Source organism: Melaminivora alkalimesophila, from assembly GCF_000282995.1.
Lineage (GTDB): Bacteria > Pseudomonadota > Gammaproteobacteria > Burkholderiales > Burkholderiaceae_C > Melaminivora > Melaminivora alkalimesophila.
Map to the genome: position 1 here is coordinate 1 of NZ_ALEE01000523.1, position 1,996 is coordinate 1,996.

A 1,996-nucleotide genomic window follows, 5' to 3' on the forward strand; every position below is an offset into this window, starting at 1 on the left:
CCGTGGCCGCCGGCCGCGCCGCGCGCCTGGCCGGTGCCATGCAGCCCCAGTCGACCGCGCAAGCCAGCACGCCGGTGCTGGGCACGCCCTTTTGGCACCACGTGCAGCCATGAGCGCCCCCCAGAACCACGCAGCGTGCGTGCAGGCCATCCTGGCGCAGCATGCAGCCACCTTCACAGGCTTCGAGCCGGTCCCGCCGCCCGCACCCACGGGGGACGACCCGGTCTACCGGGCGGCGCTGGAGGCTGCAGCGACGCTGGGCTTCATCGCCTCGGACGCCGAATGCATCGCCCGCGCCTGGGCGGTCCAGGCGCAGCGCACCGGTGGTTTCGACGCCGGCCACTGGCCCGACGACCCGCGCGATTTCGGCCTGGCCGAGCGCTCTGGCGGCGCGGCCTTCGCGCCCTGCCCGAAAGCGCTCGGGCTGTATGCCGTGCTGCCGGACGCCGGATGGGTCGCGCGCATGGCGCGCAGCGGCGTGCCGACGGTGCAGCTGCGCTTCAAGTCCGACGACCCCGGCGCGATCGCGCGCGAGGTGCGCGCGGCCGTCGAGGCGGTCGCGGGCACGGGCGCACGGCTGTTCATCAACGACCATTGGCAAGAAGCACTGGCGGCAGGCGCCTACGGCGTCCACCTGGGGCAGGAAGACCTCGATGCGCTCGCGCCGCAAGAGCGCGAGCGGCTGCGCGATTCGGGCCTGCGGCTGGGCGTGAGCACGCACGGCTACGCCGAGATGGTGCGCGCAAGTCAGGTGCGCCCCAGCTACCTGGCGCTCGGGGCGGTGTTCCCCACTACGCTGAAGAAGATGGCAACGGCCCCCCAGGGCCTGGCGCGGCTGGCGGCCTATGCACGGTTGGCGCGCAGCTACCCGCTGGTGGCCATCGGCGGCATCGGCCTGGAGCAGTTTCCCGCAGTGCTGGCCACCGGTGTCGGCTCGATCGCCGTGGTGCGCGCGCTCGTCGCCGCTGGCGATCCGCACGCCGCGGCCGACCGGCTCCTGCAAGCCATGGCCGAGGCGGCGCCACCGGCCGCCTGAAAGCGGCCTCCGGCTCAGCTGCCCGCGACCTTCATCCGGTTGACGAGCACCGAGCCGACTGTCTTGGCGCCGTAGGTGTAGGCGTCCGCGCCCACCGCCTCGATGCCCTGGAACATCTGGCGCAGGTTGCCGGCGATGGTGATCTCGTGCACCGGGTAGGCGATCTGGCCATTCTCCACCCAGAAGCCGCTCGCGCCGCGCGAGTAGTCGCCCGTCACGTAGTTCACGCCCTGGCCCATCAGCTCGATGACGAACAGGCCGGTGCCGAGCTTTTGCAGCATGGCCTGCAGGTCGTCCTGCGGGCGGGTGCGGCGCGAAGTCAGCGCCAGGTTGTGCGAGCCGCCCGAGTTGCCGGTGGTCTTCATGCCCAGCTTGCGCGCCGAATAGGTGGACAGGAAGTAGCCCTCCACCCGCCCGCCGTCCACCACCCGCCGCGGCGCCACGCGCACACCCTCCTGGTCGAAGGGCGAGCTGCCCTTGCCGCCGATGATGAACGGGTCTTCCTCGATGTCGATGTGGTCGGGGAAAACCTGCGTGCCCAGCGACTCGAGCAGGAAGCTGCTGCGCCGGTACAGCGCCCCGCCGCTGGTCGCCTGCACGTAGGCACCCAGCAGGCCGGCTGCCAGCGGCGACTCGAACAGCACCGGACATTCGCGCGTGCTGATCTTGCGGCTGCCCAGGCGCGACAGTGCGCGCTCGGCGGCGTAGCGGCCCACCGCCTCGGGCGAGGCAAGCGCCTGGGCGTTGCGCATCGAGCTGTACCAGGAGTCGCGCTGCATCTCGCCGCTGCGCCCGGGCAGCGAGGCGATCGGCGCCACCGAGATGCTGTGGCGCGAGCTGGCGTAGCCGCCACGAAAGCCGCGGGTGTGGGCGCTGAAGAAGTGGCTCTGCTGGGCCGAGACGCCGGCGCCCTCGCTGTTGGTGATGCGCCGGTGCGTGGCAAAGGCGGCCGCCTCGCAC

2 protein-coding genes and 1 pseudogene are annotated in these 1,996 nt (G+C 72.3%); 2 read left to right on the forward strand and 1 reads right to left on the reverse strand.

Annotation, left to right across the window (positions count from 1 at the left end; translation table 11 throughout):
- Positions 1-113, forward strand: a pseudogene (locus A612_RS17940) (thiazole synthase); the annotation flags it as partial.
- Positions 110-1,036 carry a thiamine phosphate synthase gene (locus A612_RS10185; protein ID WP_040436576.1) on the forward strand — a complete coding sequence of 309 codons (927 nt, stop codon included), beginning with the start codon at positions 110-112 and terminating at the stop codon, positions 1,034-1,036. The pseudogene A612_RS17940 and the gene A612_RS10185, both read left to right, overlap by 4 nt.
- A gap of 14 nt (positions 1,037-1,050) precedes the next feature.
- Here A612_RS10185 and A612_RS10190 read toward each other — a convergent pair.
- Positions 1,051-1,996, reverse strand: a 946-nt coding sequence (locus A612_RS10190; RefSeq protein WP_019374390.1) for a metallopeptidase TldD-related protein, incomplete at its 5' end; no start/stop codon positions are given.